Source organism: Maribellus maritimus, from assembly GCF_022267315.1.
GTDB classification, from domain to species: domain Bacteria; phylum Bacteroidota; class Bacteroidia; order Bacteroidales; family Prolixibacteraceae; genus Draconibacterium; species Draconibacterium maritimum.
Map to the genome: position 1 here is coordinate 39,528 of NZ_JAIKLE010000013.1, position 20,762 is coordinate 60,289.

Here is a 20,762-nt window from a genome sequence, read left to right on the forward strand (position 1 = left end):
CCAACTATTTTTGATGATATATTAGTACCGGCGTATCAATATCGTTTAGTATTTCCTTGGTTGTGCTTCTGCCAAAAATTTCTTTAAAAAAATTCTTATTCTGTTTTAATAAAACAACCAAATCGGCATACGATTTTTGCGTAAATCTGCGGATGCCTTTTGCCGGGCTACCGGCTTTTTCCTGTTCTACCTTCATATCGTTCAAATCAATCTTTTTATTCACCACTTCCTGGAGCCCGTTCCTTTTAAGCTCAGCATCAAACTCTTTTGATTTTAGTGCATGAAATACAGTTACCGACGCAGTAAACTTTTTGGCCAGTCGCGCAATTCGTTTGAGTATTTTTACATCTTGTTTCTGATAATCGGAAGCATAAACTATGGATTTAATTTTGTGATACTCCTCATCAAGCGGGAAAGTATATACCGGCAAATCCAAATCGTCAATCATCTCAAAAACTACAACATCCATTCTGTTTTTTGTTGTGAAGGGCACAATTACCATTTCCACATCATCTCTTTCGTGAAGCATTTTTGCAACGACCGAAACAGAACCCGGTACAACAGTAAAATGAACCGGATAATCATAATCTAACGAAACTTTTTTTACATGAAGTAATTTTTGCAAAATACGTGTCCGCTCTTTAACCAGTAAATCATTCTCACCCTCTGCAACATTACTTAGTGAATTGTATTTTGTAATGGTGGGATCCCAATTGACATTTTTAGATTCGGTTGCATGTAAAAATTCCAGTTCACGATTTAAATCGCGAGCTAACTTTATTGAATAGTCAGCTATTTTTTCTACATTTTCAAAAGAATAAATTATTGAGACTATTTTTTTCATGGTTGTTTTATTAAATCGTTCTACTCTATCTGTTTCAATTGCAAATTTCGTTCTATTACAGGTTGTAATCTTCAAATAAAAATCCAACAAAACACAACAAGCAGTTTTTCAATACTTTATAAACAAGTATCCGCAAAATCGGGAAAATATAACCTTTTTAAGTAGTGTAGATTTCTTGTTGACCTGTGGATGTAATGCCACAAAATTATGAGCAAACGATTGTGTTTTTATGTAAATAAGAATAGTGTGAGAAACAAAAATGGGAAGCTAAAATTTCAGCTTCCCATCAACCAAACTTATAAAATTTGATTATGAAAAATACCTTTTCCTATTTAAAACCGCGTATTCCACCTGCTATAACAGAGAGAAGCAGCAAAATAATAAATATGAAAAAAACGATTTTTGCTATACTTGCAGCGCCTGCTGCTATTCCACCAAAACCAAATATGGCTGCAATAATTGCAATGATGAAAAAGATAATGGCTAAACGTAACATAACTATAAATTTTTCGGGTTAAAATTTCATTCCAACGTACACCTGGATTACCGAATTTTTCGCATCACCCAAAATATCATAAGAGGCATCATCATCTTTTGCCACCTGATTGAGCCCCAGGTTGTAATTAAATCCTAAAATTAAAGGCTCAAGGTCAAAGCCAAGTCCGGCAGTCAATCCATAATCCAATGAGTGAAAGTGTTCCCGGTTAAGTTCGTCGTTTGATTCAATGTTCCAGAAGTCGAGAACTTCGGCATTGGTATCCACATTCGCATTTATAAGGTAACCCACATACGGACCAAATTGAAATTCAAAATCTTCAGAAAGATTAAATACCAGTTTTACCGGCAAATCAATATAGTTGAGATTGAATTTTGTTTCTCCATCGGCAAATGCACTTTCGTCGTAATTTAATTTTATGCCCTTACCCGAATACATAAGTTCGGGTTGAATGGCAAAACTCTCGCTCAACGGGATTTTTGTATATACACCGGCATGAAAGCCGGTTTTCAGATTTTTATCATTGTTCCCATCGGTGGTTAAACTCGACAGATTAAGTCCTCCTTTAATCCCACTTTGCGATTCCTGAGCATATAATGCTGTACCACTTATCAAAATGATTGATAACGTAATTATAACTATTTTTTTCATATTCTCTGTTGTTGTTTTAATGTGTTTGTTTTTACTTGAAATGTTCTTTTACGAGTTATCAAGGTCTCCCCTTTCAGCAGCACGTTTTAATTTTTCATTGGCAAAAATGGCTACTTCAACTCTTCTGTTCAGGCTTCTGCCCTGTTCCGTTTCATTGTCGGCAACCGGCATCTCTTCACCGTATCCAACTTCTGATATTCTGTTTCCGGCAACGCCTTTACTTTTTAACAGATCGGCAACAGAGGCTGCACGTTCTTCCGAAAGATCCTGGTTATAACTGTCGCTTCCTTTACTATCGGTATGACCTTCGATAATAATCTTTGTATCATCATATTTAATAAGCGTTTGTGCCATTTCCGTAATGTTGGTTGTTGAAGTAGATGTTAGTTCCGACGAATCGAAACCAAAAAGAATCCCGGAGTCAAAAGTAATTTTGATTCCCTCTCCAATTCTTTCAATTTGGGCACCTTCCAAATCCCGGGCAAGTTCCTCTGCCTGTTTATCCATATAATTTCCGATTAATGCACCGGCTGTACCGCCGATTACAGCCCCCAGAATAGCTCCTTTGGCTGTGTTGTCTGATTTTGAGCCAATAACTCCACCTATTGCACCACCGGCACCGGCACCAATTGCTCCGCCTTTTAAGGTTCTGGTTGTATTACACGAAACGAATAAAAAAACAACCGATAAAAAAACCGGCAGAATAACTTTGTTTGTTTTTTTGCATTTTTTCATATCATTTAAATTTTGAAAATCTGCTAAATACCAGCGAACAATTATGCCAACTCAAGAAACACATTTAACCTCCAAATCCTACGAACTGAAAACCAACATATTAAATTCAAAAACCAATATATTCCTTGTTGTATTTTCTGGTGTGGACTTGGTAAAACGAATCCACACATTGAGGTTAATAGTCTACAAGAATGAAACAAATGAAGCGCATTCTCGGAAAATAACTAAAAACCTAAAAAACAGACATTTAAAAACAAAAAATACAAACAATTGATATTGTGGTCGGGAATTTGGCTGAGCAATCCCAAAACATTAAAAAAATTATTATGAAAAAAATCGTTTTAGTTACGCTGATGATTTTAAGTACGGGAGTTGTAATGGCTCAATATGATTTTGCAATCGGGCTCCGCTCAGGGGGGACTTCCGGTATTACACTGAAAAAAAACAACGGAGCCTCAGCATTTGAAGGTATTGTGGGTTTCTGGCACGACGGCGTAAGTTTAACCGGACTATGGGAGAAAAATCAAATGGCTTTTAACGAACCCGGGTTAAATTGGTTTTATGGTGTTGGAGGCCATGTTGCATTTTATGGCGATGATTTTGACGGAAGATATGGAGCATCGTGGTACAACCATCCGCACGGTATTGATGACGGAGACTTTGGGATTGGTATTGACGGTGTAATCGGTCTGGAATATAAAATACCGGATGTTCCCATTGCATTTGATATTGGACTAAAACCATACATCGAAATTGTTAGTGAAGGAGGAGTTTTCTTCTCGCCTGACCCGGGAATAGGAATTAAAATCGCTTTTTAAGCGATGAGCAATGGTTATATTAACCATATAATTACAAAGCGAGGGGGTTCCATTGAGCCCCCTTTTTTCTTAAAAAAAGTTTCTTCTTAAGGGTTATTCGGGATATTCAAAAAGTCATAATATCTGTTCGAGATTAAAATACAATATTTCTCCTGAACTACTCCGAAACCTTTTAGCCACAATGCCGCACCAACTACTTGTATCCACATATAATCAACCCGTTAACAACTACATTTTGATTAAAATAAAAGAGATTAAAAAAACACTCCGAAGGATTTTTTCGTTGCCTGTCAAATAAAGATTCACGAGAATAAAAAGGAATATTATTCCGAATTAAGTTTGAATATTACATCAAAGCCGCTGTCGTTGGAAGAGTTGTTAAGCTGAAGAAAAAGAAATTTAAAAAGTTCATATTCCAGCTTAACTTCATATTTCGCCATTTCTTTTTCATCGGTTTCGCCAAAACGTTGTTCATAGCTCACAAAAAGATCATTTGTAATGTATTTTCCCACTACTACAGTTGCGTTATCAAAATCACCGTCACTTTTAATTTCTATATAATCCACATCCAGGTTTTCACCTAAAAAATTATTTAACTGCGATGATAAAATTGCTGCAGCAGCTGTTCCGGCCAGACTTCCGGCCCCAGCCACATTTTGTTGCTGGTCTATACTAAGTTCATCCATACTTTTCCCAAACAAAATGTATGAAAGTGCATCCCCCTCGCTCACATTGCCGCCATCCAAACTGAAATTTACATTTGGTTCTTCAGCTGTACCTGAAACCTGAACTGTCAGTTTTTGTTGCGCCCTTTCTGAATTTCGAAATGTATAGGAAGCGGTTATATCAATACGGGGCATCAATTCTTCCCCGCCCTGAAAACCAATTGTTCCGTCGTCGATAATAAAAGTTTTCCCCAGTAAATCATATTGCCCCCGCACCACATCAACCGAACCAAATAGTTCGAAAAAATCTTTGTTTTTTCTTAGCTCCACATCCCCCGATATTTCTATGTGCATATCTTTATTTTTAATCCAGGAGTTTTTGGGGATTTTTAAATTAAGTGTTCCGGTAAAATTGTCGAGATAAGAAAAATCAAAACTATCGGTTTGAATGGTGTCGCCAACAAATTTGATCGAATCTTCATAGAGCTGCATATTCTTCATCTCACGCACCAAAATCGGATCGGGTATTTCCGGGGCGTTCATTCTGCCCATCATATTAAAAATAGCCGGCAAGTAAATTTCTGATTCAGGGATGTTCAGATCGCCGCTAAAAACCACCTCCCCTTTTTTCCCCTGCAGATTTGCATCTCCCGACAGCTGCATATTAAATTGCCTGTGATCTACCGGATTAAAATCATTAAATTCTACATTTATTTCCGACTGGCTAATATCACCTTTATAAAATGCTGTGTTAAAATCGATGGTTCCACTTGCTTTCATATTCCCATCTTTACTTTTTATATAAAACGAATCGAGCTTAACCGCTTCAGAGAAAAATTCAATATTTAAAGAAAGCTCTTCATAATCAATTCCATATTCGGGCACCTCCAGCGAGGCATCTACCAAATGAAAATTTCCTTTTGGGTCGGGGGCTTCGAGTGTTCCTTTTACATCAACATTTCCTTCTACATAACCTTCAATATTTTTTGCGATTTTAATGTTTTGTAAAACGGCCAGAGGAAACTGTTCCACAATCAGATTTGCATCAAGAGAATCTTTAGGATTAAGGTTGAATTTCATACTATCCAACTCTGCCAGCACGGGAAATACACCATTTAGTTTTAATCGACCTTCCCTGGTTGGAATAATGTTTATATCAGTGCTCAATTTCCGTTCTTTCAACCCAATATTACCACTAAAATCGGTAAACCTGTATTCATTCAAAGTTGCATTGTCAACCGAAAAGCTCCCCGTCAACAGGGGTGATTTTGCCGTGCCCTTTAAATCTGCTTTTAAGTTTAATATTCCGGAAGCAGCAAAATCTATCTCAAACATTTCCAAAAGTCGCTGTATATTGATATTTGCTACTTCCATACGAAAATCTTCTTTGCCATCCCGGGATATCAGACCATCCGCCATAATATATTGAGCAGAATCGGAAAGGTTAGAAGTAAGCTTAAAATTTGAAATTTTGTATTGGGAAGAATCCAATTCAAAAACGGCCGGTGGATTTTGAAGTTCAAAATGCTGGTTTTTGTAATCTACTGCCCAGTCTTCAACGCTTATCTTTTGCGATTTTCCCAAATTGACTCCAGCCGTCAAATTTGTTTTCACATTGTCGCCTGAAACTCTTCCGTCAACAAAAAGAGAATCAGTTAAATAGTCAACATCAAAATTTACTGAATCGAGAAGTAATTTTCCTGCTCTGAATTTGTTTGCTATAATACTGGCATTAAGAGTGGTATCTCGTTGAGTTAGCTGTCCGTTGACTGTAACTGCTATTTTTTCAGTTGTTAAACCATCATATTGAACGTTTTGTAAGGTTAACATTGTTTCTACATTTAAAGAATCAGTTATTCCCTTTAAACGGGCATTAACTTCCCCTTCTGCAAAAACCTGTTCTGTAGGAATAAACCGGGCAAATTCCTCAAGACCTGTAAAGCTGGCTTTTAATATCAAGTCAGAATTTCCTTCCATATTATAATTCCCCGATGCATTTAGTTTAACGGTTTGTGTTTCTGTCCACAACGAATCGATTTGAATATTTTCAGATTGATATCGGGCTTGAGCAACCAAAGTATCGAGAACCACTTCCTGAAACCGGGACTTTGATAAATTTAAATTTGAGTTGGCCCGGATTTTTTTAGGATCAAAACTTTCACCTTCAATCTGTGCAATTAAATTTATATCCGACTGAAGACTGTCGTTCCCGGTAATTTCGGCCAAATTAAATTTCCGGGTTATCAGTTTTAACCGGTAAGAGGGTGTTCCCTGTAAATCTTTTATTTCAGGGGTAATATTTATCGTTCCAAAATTTCCCTCTCCTTCTACTTTTCCATCCAGATTTCCGTTTTTGAGGTGCAGAGAAGCCAATAATTTATCTACCGGTTTTTCTTTTATGATACAATCTTTGAAATCTCCATTTAGTGAAATAACAGCAGTTTCAGGGTCTGTTCCTTTCCCTTTAATCTGAAGCCGGCCATTTACAAGATAATCCAACTGAGGGTCGCCCAACCAGTGCGCAAGATCTATCTTTTGAAATGTTCCTTCAACATCGTATTGCAGGAGTATCGTTTTGGTATCATTTAAAAACTGAGCAAAATTTTCTGAATTTATCAAAAGATCAATCTGTTGATCTTTGTCAGCCAAAATAATTTTTGCTTCCAGATGCCCTTCTTTCACACTGGTTGAGATATTTAAAGTTGGCGAGGCCGGAAGTGTCAGCCCCGGAAGGAAAAATTCAAATTCGTTCAGATGTAAAGGTGCACTTTCAATATCGGCTGTCGCGTTTAACAACGTATCCTGAACATAGTCGGCGCTCGCTTCCAACTTATTATTGGCCGTTTTTAAATAAAAATCCTCCATTTTAATTTTGTTGGAATTTCGTTCAGCATTAAATGAAAGTTTTTCCAGAGTGAGCGTTGGCTCTGCGGTGGAAAATGAAAGATTATTCAACATCAAATTTTGGCTTTCTGACGAATAATTTAAGTCCAACCTTGTATTCAAATGATTTATTCTTTGAGGAATTATTGTGTCCAACGCGTCGATTTTCACATTCCCTTCTTCGATTTCAAAATTTGAAATCACTATATTAAAACTGTCCGAAGACTTTTCGGTGCTTTTATCACCTGCCGTCTGTTCAACCAGATTTTGTACACTCCAAGTTGAATCTTTATTTTGTTTTAGGTAAAAATACGGATTTGAAATATGTGCGCTGTGAACAAGTAGCTTATTCTTCAAAAGAGGCCTTAACTCATATCTGGCATCAAATTGTTGAATAAAAGCTATCGTATCACTTTCATTCAGCCATAAAATATTTTCTAAAGAAAGGCTTGTAAAAAAATTCCCATCTAATTTACCAATTGTAATATCACCCTTTAAAACGTCGGATACTTTTTCCTGTGCGACAGATGCAATCTTCTTTTTCACAGGCTGAGTTTGCAGTAACACACCGGCAATAACAATTAAAAGAATGATTCCCGCAACTAACCATCCCAAAATAAGCAGCCCATATTTGAAAAAATTCTTCATTTGTTTAAAAAGCCTGTCCAACACTAATAAAAAACTGGGGGCTTCTTTTTTGATTCCAAACCGGTAGCCCCACATCAAAGCGAACCGGCCCGATTGGTGTTTCAACCCTTATTCCGCCGCCGGCAGCATATCCTAAATCATTTAACTTATACTGGTACGACCCCGTCCAAACATTTCCACCTTCAAAAAAAGCAACTCCGCTAATTCTCCAAAACAAAGGATAACGCAACTCGATATTTGTTTCGATGATACTTTTACCACCAAGCGGTGAACCACTTTCTCGTCTTGGTCCCAATTCTGATCGATTCCAACCGCGAATAGAATTACTCCCTCCCGAATAGAAACGGTCTTCAACCGGAATAAAACCGTTCTCGTTGGAAGAATTTATTCCTCCCGCCATAACCCGCAACGCAAGTATCCAGTCCCCGATTTTCTGGTAGGTTCTAATATCGCCCCATAAACGAGTGTAACTAAAATCGCCACCAAAAACATAACCGTTAAACTTAAATCCAAACGACATACTCACGCCGCTTTCCGGAGAAAATTTAGGTCTGGCTGTAGAAAAGACGGTACTTAACAGCATACCCGATTTATTGTATGGAAACTTCTCACTTTCAGTATCCTCAAAATCCGGATCTCCGGCTTCTATTTCCTGTTCAACATTTTCAAGATAATAGGTAAGCGTCGAATTCAGCCGGCTGTTAAAATTGTATGTGAGCGGCACATTAACTCCATAAGTCCGTGTATTGTAACCAGGCTCCGAGTTGCTTGAAATAAATGGATTTAGAGAAACCGATCCGTTTTTATTCAAAATTTGCGGTTGTGTCCATTTTAAGCTTATATAATAGGGTTCAAGAGCAGAGTGTTTTGCATACAGGTTAATACGCCGGGCAGTGCCGAAAAAGCCAAGGTAACTAAAATCAACAAACGTCCGGAACTTATCTTCTGTCCCGTAACCGACACCAAATTTTGTATCCACACGCGGTGCCTCTTCTACATATAACTTCACCGGAATGGGGCTTTGCCGGGTTTGCGGATCTTTTTGCGGCAAAACGGAAACAACACGGAACAATTGAAGATGATAAAGAGACTGACGGGTTTCAGTTAACAACGACTTATTATATAATTCTCCTTCTTCATACTCAAACTGTTTTCGAATAAATGTTTCTGAAACATGTTTGTTTCCTGCAACTGTAGTTTCTCCAAAGTTACATACCGGACCGGGTGTAATTTTATATCTTATTGATGTTGTTTTTTTGTTAGGTTTCAAACCAAGCTCATAACTAACACTCACATACGCATGCCCCAAATCTCTGAAAATATTCTCGACATACGCTACATCTTCCTGAAGAGCCTCATCGCGAAACCGTTTTCCCTCTTTTAGCTGTAATTTTTTTATCGCCTTTTCTTTTAAAGAATCGACATTTATTTGTTGCTTGTTTTCAACCATTATCAGATAAACTGAATCAACCTGAACGGGCTCTCCTTCTTCAATGATAAACTTTAGCTTTACGATTTGTTTTTTGTCGTTAACATCAGGTGGTTCGGCTGAAACTGTTACATCGATGAAACCTTCGCGCTGGTATATCTTTTTAAGTCTTTCCAGATCCAGCTCAATAAGTTCCTTGTTGTAAAGCGGGGGTTCATCGCTTGTAATTAATTTCTGAAAACCGGAAACCTCTTTTAACGCCATCCTCTCCAGCAAAAAACTCTCTTCCAGTGATTTATCGCCTTTAAAAGAAATCTTTCTGATTTCATAGTTTTCCTGTCCCTGCATTTGAACAATACAGCCCAAAAAAACAAAAATTAAAAAAAGTAAGCGACGAAGCATATTGATATTTATTTCAAAACTATTCCCGTGTGTTACAGAAATAAAATTCAGTTTCTATTTAACTTAAAATTGAAGACTTTGTTTTAACCGGAGTTTTTTTTCAAATTTCGGCATTTAAACACTTTTTTCAAAAAAACCACAAAATACAAAGTATTTAATGATTCCGAAGTGCGTGTATCAAATCGTTTTTGTTCATTTTACTTCTTCCTGAAATACCTATTTTGGCTGCTTTTTTATAAAGTTCTTCTTTTGTCCATTTTTCATATTTTTTACTTTTTCCGCCTTTTGTTCCGGAGTCCGGTGTATTGGCAATTCTGGCTGCTTTTTCTTTACTGTAGCCTTTATCTCTTAATGCCTCATATTGTTTTTCATTTTTAACCTGAGGGATACTATTTTTCTGTGGCATAACTGTAATGTTTAAATTCGACGTAAACTAACAATGAAAAAATATTGCCAAAAATATGTAAGCAAACAACATGCTTGAATTCTTTGAATAACGGGAACTCCAGACCACATACAACTGTGGAATTTACGAAACTGATTTTCGTATTATGTAGATAAAATTCCCCATTCATATTTCACAATTCTCCTTAACAAATTAAACCTTCTCAAAGAAGTTTTCAATATAAGTCTTATCAACATTTTCTTAAACTACCTTACCAAACATTGGCAAATTAATTTACCATCACCCCTGAAGTAACTCCCAAAAACCGCATCTGGTTATCTCCCCGGGAACTTCCGCTGAATGCCTGGCACAATTCTTTCTTTATTTCAAACAAAGTTTCAGCATATGGAAAATCAACGACTTATCCGTTTTACGTTAGTTTTATTTATCATCACTATTCTGCTTGCAGGGATTATTACTGCAAAAAGTATATTAATTCCTTTGGCAATAAGCGTGTTTTTCTCCTATCTTTTTTATCCTGTTTCATGGAAAATAGAAAAACTGGGAATTCACAGGGCGATTGCCATTTTGTTTGTAATACTGGTTGCGATACTAATTATTGGAAGTGTAGCTCTTTTTTTATCGGCAAAACTTTCGAATATGACTATCGACCTTGCAGAGCTAAAAGAAAATTTTGAAACGAAAGCAGATTCATTAAAACTGATTTTAGAAAGTAAACTTGGCATGAATGCCGGAGCCATGGACCATTATGTGGACCGGTTCTCAAACAATTTTTTCTCTTCCTGGGAGACACAACTGGGGAATTTATTTGCAGCAACCACAACAACTATCTTTCAAATTGCAATCCTACCAGTTTTTACTTTTTTTCTTCTTTTTTACAGAACGAAATCGGCCCATTTTATATTTCGTGTTGTTGGAAGGAAAAAAAGAGAAAAGACGCTACATATTTTGCGAGAGGTATCTACCGTAACAACCCGATACTTAGGAGGTCTGTTTATTGTTGTTGCCATTCTCGCCATTTTAAACTCAACCGGGCTTTATATAATTGGAGTAAAACATGCCCTGATTTTTGGGATATTAGCTGCACTTCTAAATCTGATTCCATACGCAGGAACATTTCTCGGCTTTTTAATTCCATTTAGTTATGTACTGTTCACTGTTCCTGACCCCTTTTCAACCCTGCTTAAGGTTGCTGTATTATTTATCGTTGTCCAGTTTACTGAGAACAATCTACTGACCCCCAACATTGTAGGTAACAGCATTAAAATAAATCCGTTGGCAATCATCCTCAGCCTTTTGGTTGCCAACATGATATGGGGAATAGCAGGAATGCTGATAGTTGTCCCTACACTCGCCATATTAAAAGTAATCATGCGAAATATCGATGAGTTAAAGCCCTATGCTTTTTTGATTAGTGACAGGGGAGTTGACAAGTATCGTGTTAGTTTCAAAAAATTGTGGAAAAGAAAAAAATAATTTTAGTTATGAAAGGCAGAAAAACAGGAAAAATAATTCGCGACAGCTTTTTGATCTTAAAAAAAGCATTGGTAAATTTTGGTTCAAACAATCCGGTTGGTATGGCAGGTACAACAGCATACTTTGCAATATTCTCAATCGCTCCAATACTAATAATCATTATTTCTGTTTTCGGAATTTTTGCCGGTGACATTACCATTCGCCAAAAATTATTTGATGAAGTAAATGTATTAATCGGTAGTGAAAGCAGCCAGCTTTTGGAGAATGCCATTGAAAATTATCAGATTGCGGAAAACAGCGGAATAGGTGCTGTTATTGGTGGAGTTATATTTCTTGTTTCGGCCACTACACTATTTAGCATTATGCAAAATTATATCAATTATATATGGCGGGTCAAAGTAAAATCGAAATTAAAGCAGAATATTCTTAAACTTGTCAAAGATCGTATTTTCTCCTTTGGGATGATTCTGAGTTTGGGTTTTATTTTGCTCGTTTCACTAGTTGTTGACGCTTCAATTGCTTTTCTTCGCGATATTTTAAGTCAGTATTTCACAGCTGATTTTGTTGTATTTGCCCAGGTTATAAATGTTTTCATTTCGCTGGCAATTATTACCCTGGTATTTTCCTTTATTTACCGTTTTTTGCCTGATGTCAATGTAAAATGGCGCTCAAGCTGGTTTGGTGCTATATTTACAGCCGTATTCTTTTTTATTGGAAAATATATCATCGGTTTTATTATTGGAAACAGCAAATTAGGAGCTGTTTATGGCGCAGCCAGTTCGTTTGTGGTTATTCTAATCTGGATTTATTTTGTTTCACTTATCTTCTATTTTGGAGTGGAAATAACCCATCAGTATTCAAAGTTTTATAACCATAAAAATAAACCGCTAAATTTTGCTATTCCTTTTGAAATAACTCCGGTAAAATAATTGAAAACATAAAAAAAACGGACCATCGTTCGAAAGTCCGTGTAACTTTTGCTCTTTTGTTTGGTCATCTGCCCCTGATTATTGAAATCAAAATTGAGATAACCGCCAGCACCAGTAGTATATGAATTAAACCACCGACGGTGTAAACAAAAAATCCAAAAATCCATCCAATTACCAAAATAACGGCAATAAGGTAAAGCAGCGATCTCATGACTATAACTTATTTAATTCATCTATTAATTCTTCACGCGCTTTGCCGGTCTTTTTTTGCAAACGACCGAGTAATTCGTCTTCTTTTCCTTCTACATAAGTGAGATCATCATCGGTTATATCCGCATATTTCTGCTTCAATTTACCTTTTACTACATTCCAGTTTCCTTTTACCTGTAATTTATTCATGACTTTAATTTTTAATTGTTAAACATTATTCTAATATCTTTTTTACTATTTTCCTTTTCTGATCAACAGGATTAGAATACCGATTACAGTAACGACCCCGCTTACAATAACAGGAGTCCAGTTGGCTTCACTTACGGCAACATCAATCCCCAGTAAACTAAACGTCTCCGAGTTGTTGACTGCCTGAATGCCAAATAAAATGGTACCTATCAATCCCAATACCGTTAAAATAGTTCCAAATGCTTTCATAATCATAATTTTAAAGTTATACACCAATGCTTATGTGAAAACTGTGCCAGCATAACCAAAACCGCGCAAACAGCTAGTATTGAATAGATAAAACAAAAAAACCAAAGAATTATTCTGAGAAAAGAATGGATAAAATCCTCCACAACATGCGACTTTATTTCTACGGTTTGATATGGGCTAAAAAAACAAAAGTTTATTTATAAACTATAGACAAATTACACAATATGTAGAATATATTCACATTTATAATTGTTTGCCGCAATCTAAGAAAAGACTCAAATCACTGACAATAAATAAATTATATTAAAACGAAAAATATTGGAATATTTTTTTCAAAAAGCTTCTTAAAATCAACTTAAAACAAAGGAAAAAACAAAAACATAAGTTAGCAAGTATATAAACATTTTAAAAATTACAATTATGAAAAAGGGAACAAGAAACGCATTATTAGGATTTATTGCAGGCGCAGCAGCAGGAACACTAACCGGAATATTGGTAGCACCTGACAAAGGAGAAAAAACCAGAAAAAAAATTGGTAAAAAGGTAAAAGACACTTCAAAAGAAGTAACCGAAACTTTGGGAGAAAAAGTGGATTACGTAAAAGAAAAGCTTAATGAAGTTATTGATGAAATGCGCACTAAAAAAGAAGAAGTAGAAAAAGAAGTAAAAGAAAAAGCGAAGGCAGGCGCGTAATCAATTAATAAATTTAGTGTGTTACTCCACTAAATCTTAAAATAATGAGCAATAAATTAACGAACAATATAGCAGAGCTTAATGATTCTGTTAAACAATATATTCAGGTAAAGTTTGACTTGTTTAAGCTTCTGCTGTTAAAAAAAACATCCACTTTTGTGAGCTATTTACTTAGCTACCTGGTTATTATTCTATTTTCAGTAATAATAATCATGTTTCTCGGAGCCGCATTTGCCATTTGGTATGGACAAAAATTTAACAATTATGTTGAGGGTGTTTTAATCGCAACCGGTTTTTTAGTTTTGATAGCTGTTTTGTTCATCATCTTCAGAAAGAAAATTTTAACCAAAGCCCTACTCAGCAATTTCTCAGAAGTTTTATTCGATGATGAAAACCAGGAAAAAGAATAATATGAAAAGAATAAAAAACATGAGGGAACTGGTTTTAATGCAGGAAAAATTAAAATTCCAGGAAAAATTTGTGGAAAAAGAATTGGTTGAATCTTCTGCAAACATCCTGGATAATTTATCGGACAAAATAAAAGACCTGGCGTACGATTTGGGAACAAACCTAACGATGCAAATCATTTCATCATTTCGAAAAAAGAAGTCTTCGAAAGATTCAGCAGATTCCTAACTACCGGGATTTAAAAAGATTCTTACACTGAATTCAAAGAAAAATCCGTGTTGAGACCGAAGGAAGGATATTTTTCTGCATTTACCCTGAAAAATTGTTTACTGATCAGTCCGGTGGCAGGAATGAGCCAGGTTTTGTTTACGATAACATTAAACTGAATCTGATATCAGATTGTTTTAGTCACAGAGCATAAAAATTTTGTATATTCTACTCATTCATAAAACAATGTTTAATGCCAACTGAATATCGGAAATTCGACAAGAGGCTTCTTAATGTTTCGGAAGCCATCGAAAAATTATTATCTGAAGAAGAAAATACGTCTGAATTAGAACAAATTGAAAGTTGGCTAAACACCCAGCTTGGCAAAATAAAACTTCAAAGAATAAAGGAAAGTAATATTTTAAAAGACCAAAGTTACGACAGAAACCTTTGGCAGGATGGAATAATGATTTTAAATTCGGCTATGGAAATCATCCATTATTCCGGCTTTAAAAATTATTTCTCAAGCAGCACATTTAATTATTCACGCAAATTTAAATTTACTGAATTTATTCACGATACAGACAGAGAGAGTTTCGAGGAAGCATTCTCTCATGCACTCTCCCACTTAAAAAATGAAACCATTGAAATTGACCTAAAAACCGGAGTAGGAAACCTGAACCGGTGTGAACTGGAAATTGACATTGAATCGAGTAATATAAACAGCGACAGATATATTTTATATTTCCGATTTATGGAAAGCAATGATATACAGGCTTTCGACTACCAGTCAATCGTTTTTGAAAATCTGCCCGACATGGACGTTTATCTTTACGATAAAGACTACCGATATATATTATGTGGCGGCAGAGAAAAAGAAAAATTTAACTTAAACAATTCTGACTTTATAGGAAAAAAAATGTTCGATGTTTTTGATAAACAAACGCAACGAAGAGTTTTTCCATTTTATAACAAAGCTTTAAACGGCGAATATACGGAAGGCGAAGTAAGATACCGGGAAAATGTCTATTACATTGTAGCCGCCCCTGTAAAAAATCACCAAAGCAAAACCATTGCAGGAATATTAATTTCGCAAAATGTTACCAACGATAAATTGCTCGAAGAAAACCTGATAAAAAGTAAGGAGCAGGCTCAAAAAGCTGACAAAGCAAAATCGATTTTTATTGCCAACATGAGTCATGAAATCAGGACACCTCTAAACTCAATATTGGGTTTTACCGAGCAACTGGAAAAAACAGAACTAAACCAGAAGCAGGAAAAACTGATTAACCTTATAAAAAATGCTTCCGACCATCTTCTTTACCTGGTAACTGAAATTGTTTTTCTATTCAAACTTGGTATGGACAAGGTGTATCTGGAAAATATACCTTTCTCGGTAAACGACATTTTTGTTGAATTGGAAGAAGTCTTTAGCCAACAAACAGAAAAAAAGAGTCTTGATTTTGAAATAATAAAAGATAAAAAGCTTCCACAGGTTTTAAGAGGGGATCCGTTCCGGTTAAAACAGATTTTAATGAACCTGCTGGTTAACGCAATAAAATATACCGATAAAGGGAAGATTACTTTGATTTGCGAGGTTCAAAAGGAAACAAAAGGCAGAGCCGAGGTTTTGTTTAAGGTATCGGATACAGGAATTGGAATAAGCGATAAGGATTTACCTTACATTTTTGATGTTTTTGAACAGGGAAATAAACGAACCGAAAAAATACGGGGTGGCGCAGGTCTTGGTCTTGGAATTTGTAATCGACTGGTAAACCTGTTAAAAGGAGACATTTGGGTTGAAAGTAAACTAAATCTTGGAAGCACATTCTTTGTATCGCTACCCTTTAAAAAAGCATCAGTTGATCAACTCAAAGAACGGGAACAGCAATTTGATCTGGCTGAAAAGCTGTTAAAAGGCAAAAAAATACTTTTGGCAGATGACGACGACCACAATCTTATTCTGGCTGAGATGCTGCTAAAAAACTGGAGAACCGATTACACGTTGGTAAAAAACGGAATGGAAGCGATAACAAAATTAAGCAGCGAAAAATTCGACTTAGTTCTTCTCGATATCCACATGCCGGAAAAGGATGGTGTTCAGGTTGTAAAAAACATGCATTCTGACAATACCGCAATCAATTACAAAACGCCTGCCGTGGCTTTAACGGCCAACGCCTTAAAAAGCGACATTCATAAATACCTGAAAGCCGGTTTTGACGATTATGTAATAAAACCTTTTAAAGAAAACGAGTTATACAATAAATTATGTAATATTTTAGGAATTAAATCGGAAGAAATAAAAAAAACCAATCAAGAAAAACCACCTATGGAAGAAAAGTCAATTTATACCGAGGACAAGTTTAATGTTCAGGAACTAAAAAAGGCTGCCGGAAACGACAATAGTTTTTATAATATGATGCTAGACAATTTTATAAAAAATGCCGGCACCATGTTAAAGGCTTTTAACTCCTCTTTAAAAATTAAAAATTGGCAGGAAATTGGAGAAAAGGCACACAAAGCAATTCCTTCATTTAAATTTTTTGGGTTAACCAACCTAGCATCAAATTTTGAAAAAATAGAAGATTTGGCCTTACGCAAAAAACACTTTGAAGAGCTTCCTGAACTAACAAACCAGACTATCCTCGAGATTGAAAAAGTTATAAAGAAAGCAGAAACAGCAAAAACCGAATAAATACGATTCATGAAAATAAACATTAAAGAATGAATGGCTGTAGTATAAAAAGATATAAAAACAATAACCCAATTTAAAATCGCATGAGCAAAGTTCTAATTATTGATGATGACAATTTTATTTGCGAGATTTTGAAGAAACACCTTCAAAATCATAAATATGATGTACAAATAGCATACACCGGAAAAAGTGCGGAGCAAACCATAAAAAAATCAAATTTTGATTTAATACTTTGTGATTTTCGTCTTCCCGACACCAGTGGACTTGAATTGTTACAAAAAATACGAGCAATCAAACAAGAAATTCCGGTTGTTATTATGACGGCTTATGCTGACGTTCGAATGGCTGTAAAACTGATGAAAATGGGTGCCAGCGACTATATTACAAAACCAATTCAACAAGAAGAATTGCTTTCTTTAATCAAAAAGCTGGTAAAAAAAGAAAAACAGCCAAAACCACAGCCTACCCATTCTACATATATAAACGGTGATTTTATTATTGGCGACAGCGAAAAAATAAAACTCGTAATAAAACTCGCCCGCCGGGTTGCACCAACCAATATGTCGGTGATAATTGGTGGAGAGACCGGGATCGGGAAAGAGTACATCGCCCGGTTTATCCATGAAAATAGCCTGCGGAAGGACAAGCCTTTTGTTGCCATAGATTGCGGAGCGATACCAAAAGATTTAGCAAACAGCGTTCTTTTTGGCCATGTAAAAGGTTCGTTTACAGGAGCCATCTCAGATAAAGACGGTATGTTTCAGAAAGCACATGGCGGTACTTTATTTTTAGATGAGATCGGAAACTTAAGTTACGATATTCAGCTAAAATTGTTAAGGGCCATACAGGAGCGGGTAGTTTCGCGTTTGGGAGACGACAAACTTTTTCAAAACGACATAAGGATAATTGCAGCAAGCAACGACAATTTGCTAAGTGAAGTACACAATAATACGTTCAGGGAAGATTTATACCACCGGCTAAATGAATTTAAAATTGAAATTCCTCCCCTGCGGGAACGGCCGGAAGATATTGAAGTATTTGTAAAACACTTTATCTCAATGGCAAATAATGAGTTAAACAGAGAAGTTAAAGGAGTAACCCCTGACGCCAAAAAAATTATTATGGAATATTCGTGGTACGGAAATTTGCGCGAATTAAAAAATGTTATAAAACGTGCTGTTTTAATGGCCGACGGGGAAATGCTCGACCAATTTTGTTTTCCGGAGGAAATAACTTTTCCTCAAAATTACGACAGGCCAAACGGAGCTGAAACAATTGAGGTAAAAGCATCAGACTCTAAACTAAAAAATGCTTCTTATGAAATAGAAAAACAACTCATTATAAAAACCATCAGAGAAGCCGGATTTAACAAATCCAAAGCTGCAAGAATTTTAAATATTGACAGAAAAACACTTTATAATAAATTAAAATTATACGATATAAAACTATAGTTCAGTTTACAAAATTGTGTTTCAAGATGTATTGTTTTTGGAACAGAAATTGAACTTAAACATTTTAAACGTGAGAACAATGAGTATAAGTACAGATTATAAAAAGATAATTTTTATAGATGATGATACTGAGTTGGTAAGTATTTATAACTCAATTTTGGAAAGGAAAAATCTTTCAGATTATCTGCTGCATTTCGAAAATGCAAAGGACGGGCTCGAATATTTGAAAGGAATTAAAAACAAAGAAAAACTCCCCGACTATATTCTTCTGGATTTGTATATGCCTGAAATGGATGGATTTAAATTTTTGGAATACTTTGAAAGAATTAGCAAACTGAAGGATTCAATAGAGATATATGTTTGTACCTCATCAAGAAAAAAGGATGACCGAAACAGAGTAATGAAATACCCCTTTGTAAGTGCATATCTTGAAAAACCACTCCCCAGTGATTTTATTGAGTTGTTGATTCGGGACCACACTGTGTATTGAAATTTTTCCACACTTTGTGAAAGGAATGCTACATGACAAAAAACGTACAAGCAAAACCCAGCTGAAGTTTTTCAACAATTATTTCAGTCTATTGATCTTTTTCGCGGTCTTTCCGCTTTTTTGAAAAGAGATTGAGTAACCAGCTGCTTTCAATTGCATCAGCAGCTTCTGCTACGTTATCAATACCATAATTTACTTTTACGATTGCCGTATCAATATTATCTGCCATTACTGAATCATAAACAAGTCTTTGAATTATACCATTCCCCGAATTAAGATTTCTCCCCAGGGTTAAAAGTTCCTCAGAAAACAAATCTGCTTTTACGGTTATACTGTCAATGTTTACCAGCAATTCACCAATTTGATGGCTATATGTTGTGTCGTTTATAAAACGACCTAAATCACCTTCTCCGTTGTTAATCTTTCCGGATATATCATTCAGGTTTTTAGTAAAAGTGAGCAATTCATCGCCTGTTTGATTTAGCTTCTTTGAGATTGTATTTTCATTTAGCAAAATGGCCAAATCTCCATTCCCGTTATTAATTTTCTCACTAATCTCCACTAAATTTTTCGCTACAAGTCGCCCGTCTTCGATTACCCCTTTCGCCTCTTTTAGAATTTCGTCCATGTCGATAGAATTTGCACTATTCAACATATCATTATCGTTTATACTACCGGCGCTTGAACTCCCGGGTTGTATTTCAACAATTTTGCTCCCCATTAAGCCATCGCTGACAATTTTGACTCTTGAATCCTTTCGTATAAATTCTTTAACATCTTTTTCTATAAGCATTTCCACAAGTACGGTTGAATCGCTTACAATATTAATTTCCGAAACGGTTCCGATGGTGATACCTGAATACCGAACCTTATTTCCCTCAACTAAGCCTTTTACATTGTTAAAGTAGCTTTTAACCATTACTGTTGAAGAAAACAGATTTTGTTTACTCCCTAAAAAATAAATGGTAATAATAAAAAGGAATAGTCCGGCAGCAACCAGCATCCCTAACCGCAATGTTTTATTTTTCGAATTTGCCATGTCTTCTATATTTTAGTTAAAATAAGCAGCAACCTCACGGTCGTCACTTTTTCGCAATTCATCAAAACTACCTTCGGCATAAAATTTTCCGTCCTTAAGGAGTTTCAATTTGTCAGCTGTTATTTCAGCACATTTCATATCATGCGTAATAATTAGCGAAGAAGTATTGTATTTCTCTCTGATTCGCATTATAAGCTCACTTATTTCTCCCGACGTTACAGGGTCGAGTCCGGTAGTGGGTTCATCATATAAAATAATTTCCGGTTTAAGAATTAAAGTTCTTGCAAGCCCGATTCGTTTTTTCATTCCTCCCGACAATTCGGCAGGCATTTTGTGTTTTGCCTCAAGCAAACCGACGCTTTCCAATGCCTCGTCAACCATATCATTTACTTCCGATTTATTTTTGGAAAGCTGGGTACGCCGAACGGGAAACTCAAGATTTTCTTTTACCGTCATCGAATCGTATAAAGCACCGCCCTGAAAGAGGTATCCTACTCTTTTTCTTATTTCATCAATCTGGTCGACCTCCATTTCTGTAATATCATTGTCAAAAACATTTATTTTACCCGAATCGCATTCAATTAACCGTACAATACATTTGGTAAGCACTGATTTACCTGTTCCCGATTTTCCAAGAATAGCAATGTTTTCTCCCTTATGAAGCTTCATATTCACTCCTCTCAGAATAACATTACTCCCAAAAGCCTTTTCTAAATCCTGTATTTCAATTACATTTTTCATATCTGTAT

At 35.8% G+C, this 20,762-nt stretch carries 21 protein-coding genes; 10 read left to right on the plus strand and 11 right to left on the minus strand.

The genetic code is table 11. From position 1 onward, the window contains the following. Positions 1-4 precede the first annotated feature (4 nt). Complete coding sequence (locus K5G00_RS13035) at positions 5-844, minus strand: universal stress protein (protein ID WP_238766596.1); 840 nt, start codon at positions 842-844, stop codon at positions 5-7. A 311-nt stretch (positions 845-1,155) separates the two neighbouring features. On the opposite strand from K5G00_RS13035, the gene K5G00_RS30340 reads away from it, so the two are divergent. Next, positions 1,156-1,362, plus strand: coding sequence for a hypothetical protein (locus tag K5G00_RS30340; RefSeq protein ID WP_449566826.1), 207 nt, complete (start codon positions 1,156-1,158; stop codon positions 1,360-1,362). On the opposite strand, the gene K5G00_RS13045 is transcribed toward K5G00_RS30340, so the two are convergent. Then, positions 1,359-1,991: a porin family protein gene (locus K5G00_RS13045; protein WP_238766597.1), complete on the minus strand. Its 633-nt coding sequence runs from the start codon at positions 1,989-1,991 to the stop codon at positions 1,359-1,361. The two genes, K5G00_RS30340 and K5G00_RS13045, sit on opposite strands and share 4 nt — an antisense overlap. 48 nt (positions 1,992-2,039) lie before the next feature. Further along, positions 2,040-2,726 (minus strand): OmpA family protein, encoded by a 687-nt coding sequence (locus K5G00_RS13050; RefSeq protein WP_317235546.1) that lies wholly within the window; start codon positions 2,724-2,726, stop codon positions 2,040-2,042. Between the two features lie 326 nt (positions 2,727-3,052). Here K5G00_RS13050 and K5G00_RS13060 point away from each other — a divergent pair, with 326 nt between their 5' ends. Further along, the gene (locus tag K5G00_RS13060; RefSeq protein WP_238766598.1) at positions 3,053-3,544 is read left to right on the plus strand and encodes a hypothetical protein; all 492 of its coding nucleotides are present in this window, start codon (positions 3,053-3,055) and stop codon (positions 3,542-3,544) included. 323 nt (positions 3,545-3,867) lie between these two features. Here the strand turns inward: K5G00_RS13060 and K5G00_RS13065 are convergent, their stop codons facing one another. The 3 genes from K5G00_RS13065 to K5G00_RS13075 all read right to left on the minus strand — a co-directional run bounded on the left by K5G00_RS13065 (position 3,868) and on the right by K5G00_RS13075 (position 9,977). Then, entirely contained in the window at positions 3,868-7,740 is a 3,873-nt protein-coding gene (locus K5G00_RS13065; RefSeq protein ID WP_238766599.1) for a translocation/assembly module TamB domain-containing protein, read from the minus strand. A gap of 4 nt (positions 7,741-7,744) precedes the next feature. Continuing rightward, the gene (locus K5G00_RS13070) at positions 7,745-9,571 is read right to left on the minus strand and encodes a BamA/OMP85 family outer membrane protein (RefSeq protein ID WP_238766600.1); all 1,827 of its coding nucleotides are present in this window, start codon (positions 9,569-9,571) and stop codon (positions 7,745-7,747) included. 154 nt (positions 9,572-9,725) lie between these two features. Beyond that, entirely contained in the window at positions 9,726-9,977 is a 252-nt protein-coding gene (locus K5G00_RS13075; protein WP_238766601.1) for a DUF7218 family protein, read from the minus strand. A gap of 384 nt (positions 9,978-10,361) precedes the next feature. On the opposite strand from K5G00_RS13075, the gene K5G00_RS13080 reads away from it, so the two are divergent. Both K5G00_RS13080 and K5G00_RS13085 read left to right on the plus strand, forming a co-directional pair. Beyond that, entirely contained in the window at positions 10,362-11,453 is a 1,092-nt protein-coding gene (locus tag K5G00_RS13080) for an AI-2E family transporter (protein WP_238766602.1), read from the plus strand. A gap of 8 nt (positions 11,454-11,461) precedes the next feature. Then, positions 11,462-12,382, plus strand: coding sequence for a YihY/virulence factor BrkB family protein (locus K5G00_RS13085; protein WP_238766603.1), 921 nt, complete (start codon positions 11,462-11,464; stop codon positions 12,380-12,382). Positions 12,383-12,446: 64 nt separating this feature from the next. Here K5G00_RS13085 and K5G00_RS13090 read toward each other — a convergent pair whose 3' ends face one another. From K5G00_RS13090 to K5G00_RS13100, 3 genes are read right to left on the minus strand one after another with little or no spacing between them, the layout of a single operon-like run. Then, positions 12,447-12,593: a lmo0937 family membrane protein gene (locus tag K5G00_RS13090; protein WP_158862315.1), complete on the minus strand. Its 147-nt coding sequence runs from the start codon at positions 12,591-12,593 to the stop codon at positions 12,447-12,449. A 2-nt stretch (positions 12,594-12,595) separates the two neighbouring features. Continuing rightward, on the minus strand, positions 12,596-12,781 hold the full coding sequence (locus K5G00_RS13095; RefSeq protein ID WP_158862317.1) for a CsbD family protein: 186 nt from the start codon (positions 12,779-12,781) through the stop codon (positions 12,596-12,598). 45 nt (positions 12,782-12,826) lie between these two features. Further along, a complete protein-coding gene (locus K5G00_RS13100; protein WP_238766604.1) occupies positions 12,827-13,030 on the minus strand; it encodes a transglycosylase in 204 nt (67 codons plus the stop codon). A gap of 420 nt (positions 13,031-13,450) precedes the next feature. Between K5G00_RS13100 and K5G00_RS13105 the strand changes: the two genes are divergently transcribed. The 6 genes from K5G00_RS13105 (at position 13,451) to K5G00_RS13130 (ending at position 18,974) form a co-directional block, all read left to right on the plus strand. Beyond that, the gene (locus K5G00_RS13105) at positions 13,451-13,723 is read left to right on the plus strand and encodes a YtxH domain-containing protein (protein ID WP_238766605.1); all 273 of its coding nucleotides are present in this window, start codon (positions 13,451-13,453) and stop codon (positions 13,721-13,723) included. A 44-nt stretch (positions 13,724-13,767) separates the two neighbouring features. Continuing rightward, positions 13,768-14,133, plus strand: coding sequence for a hypothetical protein (locus tag K5G00_RS13110; protein ID WP_238766606.1), 366 nt, complete (start codon positions 13,768-13,770; stop codon positions 14,131-14,133). Position 14,134: 1 nt separating this feature from the next. After that, positions 14,135-14,359 carry a hypothetical protein gene (locus K5G00_RS13115; protein ID WP_238766607.1) on the plus strand — a complete coding sequence of 75 codons (225 nt, stop codon included), beginning with the start codon at positions 14,135-14,137 and terminating at the stop codon, positions 14,357-14,359. 232 nt (positions 14,360-14,591) lie between these two features. Next, positions 14,592-17,033 (plus strand): ATP-binding protein, encoded by a 2,442-nt coding sequence (locus K5G00_RS13120; protein ID WP_238766608.1) that lies wholly within the window; start codon positions 14,592-14,594, stop codon positions 17,031-17,033. Between the two features lie 83 nt (positions 17,034-17,116). Next, positions 17,117-18,484: a sigma-54-dependent transcriptional regulator gene (locus K5G00_RS13125; protein WP_238766609.1), complete on the plus strand. Its 1,368-nt coding sequence runs from the start codon at positions 17,117-17,119 to the stop codon at positions 18,482-18,484. Positions 18,485-18,563: 79 nt separating this feature from the next. Continuing rightward, positions 18,564-18,974 (plus strand): response regulator, encoded by a 411-nt coding sequence (locus K5G00_RS13130; RefSeq protein WP_238766610.1) that lies wholly within the window; start codon positions 18,564-18,566, stop codon positions 18,972-18,974. Positions 18,975-19,062: 88 nt separating this feature from the next. Here K5G00_RS13130 and K5G00_RS13135 read toward each other — a convergent pair whose 3' ends face one another. Then, positions 19,063-20,013, minus strand: coding sequence for an MlaD family protein (locus K5G00_RS13135; RefSeq protein WP_238766611.1), 951 nt, complete (start codon positions 20,011-20,013; stop codon positions 19,063-19,065). Between the two features lie 12 nt (positions 20,014-20,025). Beyond that, positions 20,026-20,754: an ABC transporter ATP-binding protein gene (locus K5G00_RS13140; protein WP_238766612.1), complete on the minus strand. Its 729-nt coding sequence runs from the start codon at positions 20,752-20,754 to the stop codon at positions 20,026-20,028. Positions 20,755-20,762: the final 8 nt, after the last annotated feature.

What these genes read in the sequence shown, in the direction of transcription:
- K5G00_RS13035 (WP_238766596.1), bottom strand. Translation starts at nt 844, where the DNA reads ATGAAAAAAATAGTCTCAATAATTTATTCTTTTGAAAATGTAGAAAAA.
- K5G00_RS30340 (WP_449566826.1), top strand. Translation starts at nt 1,156, where the DNA reads ATGAAAAATACCTTTTCCTATTTAAAACCGCGTATTCCACCTGCTATA.
- K5G00_RS13045 (WP_238766597.1), bottom strand. Translation starts at nt 1,991, where the DNA reads ATGAAAAAAATAGTTATAATTACGTTATCAATCATTTTGATAAGTGGT.
- K5G00_RS13050 (WP_317235546.1), bottom strand. Translation starts at nt 2,726, where the DNA reads ATGAAAAAATGCAAAAAAACAAACAAAGTTATTCTGCCGGTTTTTTTA.
- K5G00_RS13060 (WP_238766598.1), top strand. Translation starts at nt 3,053, where the DNA reads ATGAAAAAAATCGTTTTAGTTACGCTGATGATTTTAAGTACGGGAGTT.
- K5G00_RS13065 (WP_238766599.1), bottom strand. Translation starts at nt 7,740, where the DNA reads ATGAAGAATTTTTTCAAATATGGGCTGCTTATTTTGGGATGGTTAGTT.
- K5G00_RS13070 (WP_238766600.1), bottom strand. Translation starts at nt 9,571, where the DNA reads ATGCTTCGTCGCTTACTTTTTTTAATTTTTGTTTTTTTGGGCTGTATT.
- K5G00_RS13075 (WP_238766601.1), bottom strand. Translation starts at nt 9,977, where the DNA reads ATGCCACAGAAAAATAGTATCCCTCAGGTTAAAAATGAAAAACAATAT.
- K5G00_RS13080 (WP_238766602.1), top strand. Translation starts at nt 10,362, where the DNA reads ATGGAAAATCAACGACTTATCCGTTTTACGTTAGTTTTATTTATCATC.
- K5G00_RS13085 (WP_238766603.1), top strand. Translation starts at nt 11,462, where the DNA reads ATGAAAGGCAGAAAAACAGGAAAAATAATTCGCGACAGCTTTTTGATC.
- K5G00_RS13090 (WP_158862315.1), bottom strand. Translation starts at nt 12,593, where the DNA reads ATGAGATCGCTGCTTTACCTTATTGCCGTTATTTTGGTAATTGGATGG.
- K5G00_RS13095 (WP_158862317.1), bottom strand. Translation starts at nt 12,781, where the DNA reads ATGAATAAATTACAGGTAAAAGGAAACTGGAATGTAGTAAAAGGTAAA.
- K5G00_RS13100 (WP_238766604.1), bottom strand. Translation starts at nt 13,030, where the DNA reads ATGAAAGCATTTGGAACTATTTTAACGGTATTGGGATTGATAGGTACC.
- K5G00_RS13105 (WP_238766605.1), top strand. Translation starts at nt 13,451, where the DNA reads ATGAAAAAGGGAACAAGAAACGCATTATTAGGATTTATTGCAGGCGCA.
- K5G00_RS13110 (WP_238766606.1), top strand. Translation starts at nt 13,768, where the DNA reads ATGAGCAATAAATTAACGAACAATATAGCAGAGCTTAATGATTCTGTT.
- K5G00_RS13115 (WP_238766607.1), top strand. Translation starts at nt 14,135, where the DNA reads ATGAAAAGAATAAAAAACATGAGGGAACTGGTTTTAATGCAGGAAAAA.
- K5G00_RS13120 (WP_238766608.1), top strand. Translation starts at nt 14,592, where the DNA reads ATGCCAACTGAATATCGGAAATTCGACAAGAGGCTTCTTAATGTTTCG.
- K5G00_RS13125 (WP_238766609.1), top strand. Translation starts at nt 17,117, where the DNA reads ATGAGCAAAGTTCTAATTATTGATGATGACAATTTTATTTGCGAGATT.
- K5G00_RS13130 (WP_238766610.1), top strand. Translation starts at nt 18,564, where the DNA reads ATGAGTATAAGTACAGATTATAAAAAGATAATTTTTATAGATGATGAT.
- K5G00_RS13135 (WP_238766611.1), bottom strand. Translation starts at nt 20,013, where the DNA reads ATGGCAAATTCGAAAAATAAAACATTGCGGTTAGGGATGCTGGTTGCT.
- K5G00_RS13140 (WP_238766612.1), bottom strand. Translation starts at nt 20,754, where the DNA reads ATGAAAAATGTAATTGAAATACAGGATTTAGAAAAGGCTTTTGGGAGT.